The 2,228-nt window shown below is 73.9% G+C and carries 2 protein-coding genes; both read left to right on the top strand.

Annotated features, from left to right (window positions below; genetic code table 11):
* Positions 1–500 precede the first annotated feature (500 nt).
* Positions 501–1,523 (top strand): methionine ABC transporter ATP-binding protein, encoded by a 1,023-nt coding sequence (locus ACFV0G_RS31860; protein WP_380555527.1) that lies wholly within the window; start codon positions 501–503, stop codon positions 1,521–1,523.
* Positions 1,520–2,228: methionine ABC transporter permease (locus tag ACFV0G_RS31855; RefSeq protein ID WP_380555524.1), on the top strand; the 709-nt coding region annotated here is incomplete at its 3' end. The genes ACFV0G_RS31860 and ACFV0G_RS31855, both read left to right, overlap by 4 nt.

Here is a 2,228-nt window from a genome sequence, read left to right as displayed (position 1 = left end):
TCCCCCCGCACCCCCCGGCGCGGGCCCCCCCCCCCGCGGGGGGGGGGGCCCCGTCGGGCTTGTGCCGCAAGGGTCGTGTCCGTAATCCGGACAGCACCTCCTGATTTTTGGGATCGCCTCCGAACGTCTGATTTACTAGCTGGCATGACAGCGACCACGACATGCATCCCCACCGGCGCCGCGCCGGCAGGTGAGACGCGCATGTGCCGCTGTCTCATGTGTCACCACTGAGGGCCCTCGCCGCCCCTCCGGCCCCTGGCCGGGGGCACCCCGCACTCGCGCCCCGAAGCGAGCACCCGCGCCGTTGACCGGCGCCGCCGCCCGGCCGTCCCCGACGGATCGCCAGGGCCCGTGCCACGCACACCACCGCAACCGCCCACCGGCGGCCGCCGGCGTGCGCCCCCGCACACCACACCCCACCGGGCGTGCCCGCGCACGCCGCTGAACCGCACCGGTGCGCCCGGCCACGAGCCGTCCGCCCCCGACCAACGGAAGCAGCCGTGATCACCACCAAGGACCTCACGAAGGTCTACCGCTCCCGCGGCCGGGAGGTCACCGCCCTCGACGGCGTCGACCTCCACGTCCGACCCGGCGAGGTCTACGGAGTCGTCGGCACCAGCGGTGCCGGCAAGTCGACCCTCATCCGCTGCGTCAACATGCTGGAGCGGCCCACCTCCGGCAGCGTCACCGTGGACGGCGTCGACCTGACCGCGCTGCCCGGCGGCGAGAACCGCGCCGGCCGCGAGCTGCGCGAGGCCCGGCGCCGGATCGGCATGGTCTTCCAGCACTTCAACCTGCTCTCCGCGCGGACCGCCCAGGAGAACGTCGAACTGCCGCTGGAGATCATCGGCCTGGACCGCACCGAGCGCCGCCGCAAGGCGGCCGAACTCCTCGACCTGGTCGGCCTGTCCGACCGGGCCGGCAGCTACCCGGCCCAGCTCTCCGGCGGCCAGAAGCAGCGCGTCGGCATCGCCCGCGCCCTGGCCGGCGACCCCAAGGTGCTGCTCTCCGACGAGGCCACCAGCGCCCTCGACCCGGAGACCACCCGCTCGATCCTCGCCCTGCTGCGCGACCTCAACCGGCAGCTCGGCCTCACCGTGCTGCTCATCACGCACGAGATGGACGTCATCAAGTCGGTCTGCGACTCGGCGGCGCTGATGCGCGGCGGGCGGATCGTCGAGTCCGGCGCGCTGACCGACCTGCTCGCCACCGGCGGCTCGCAGCTCGCCCGCGACCTGTTCCCGCTCGGCGAGTTCGGCTCCGGGCAGCCGGGCCGCACCGTCCTGGAGATCACCTTCCAGGGCGACGCGCCGGCCCAGCCGTTCGTCTCGCAGCTCGCCCGCACCTACCAGATCGACATCAACATCCTCGGCGCCGCGGTGGAGACCATCGGCGGCCGGATGGTCGGCCGGATGCGGGTCGAACTGCCCGGCGGCCACGGGGAGAACGTGGTGCCGATCGGCTACCTGCGCGAGCAGGGCCTCCAGGTGGACGTCATCGACACGACGGGAGCGGCGGCATGACCTGGGACCAGATGCAGGAGCTCATGTGGCCCGCCACCTGGGAGACGCTCCGGATGGTCGGCGCCGCCTCGCTGGCCACCGTGCTGCTCGGCCTGCCGCTCGGCGTGCTGCTCGTGCTCACCGACCGCGGCGGACTGCTGCAGAACCTGCCGGTCAACCGGGTGCTCGGCGCGGTGGTCAACGTCGGCCGCTCGCTGCCGTTCATCATCCTCATGGTCGCCCTCCAGGCCTTCACCCGGTCGCTGGCCGGCACCACGATCGGCTGGCAGGCCGCCACCGTGCCGCTCACCATCGGCGCGATCCCGTTCTTCGCCCGGCTCGTCGAGACGGCCGTCCGCGAGGTCGACGGCGGCCTGGTCGAGGCCGTCCAGTCGATGGGCGGCTCCACCTGGACGATCGTCCGCAAGACCCTGCTGCCCGAGTCGCTGCCGGCCCTGGTCTCCTCGGCCACCACCACGGTCATCGCCCTGATCGGCTACTCGGCGATGGCCGGCGTGGTCGGCGGCGGAGGCCTCGGCGACCTGGCCGTCCGGTACGGCTACCAGCGCTTCGAGACCGGCTTCATGTGGGTGATCATCGCCGAACTGGTCGTGGTGGTGACCGCCGTCCAGCCGGCCGGCGACTTCGCCGCCCGCCGGCTCGGCCGCCGCGGCACCCGCCCGGCCGGCCGGTCGGCCCGGCTCGGCCGCCCCGGCCGCCCCGCCC

It is taken from the genome of Kitasatospora sp. NPDC059571 (assembly GCF_042735675.1).
In the GTDB taxonomy this organism is placed as follows: domain Bacteria; phylum Actinomycetota; class Actinomycetes; order Streptomycetales; family Streptomycetaceae; genus Kitasatospora.
Note: the sequence above shows the minus strand (reverse complement) of the source record. Positions and strands in the feature narration are given on the sequence as shown.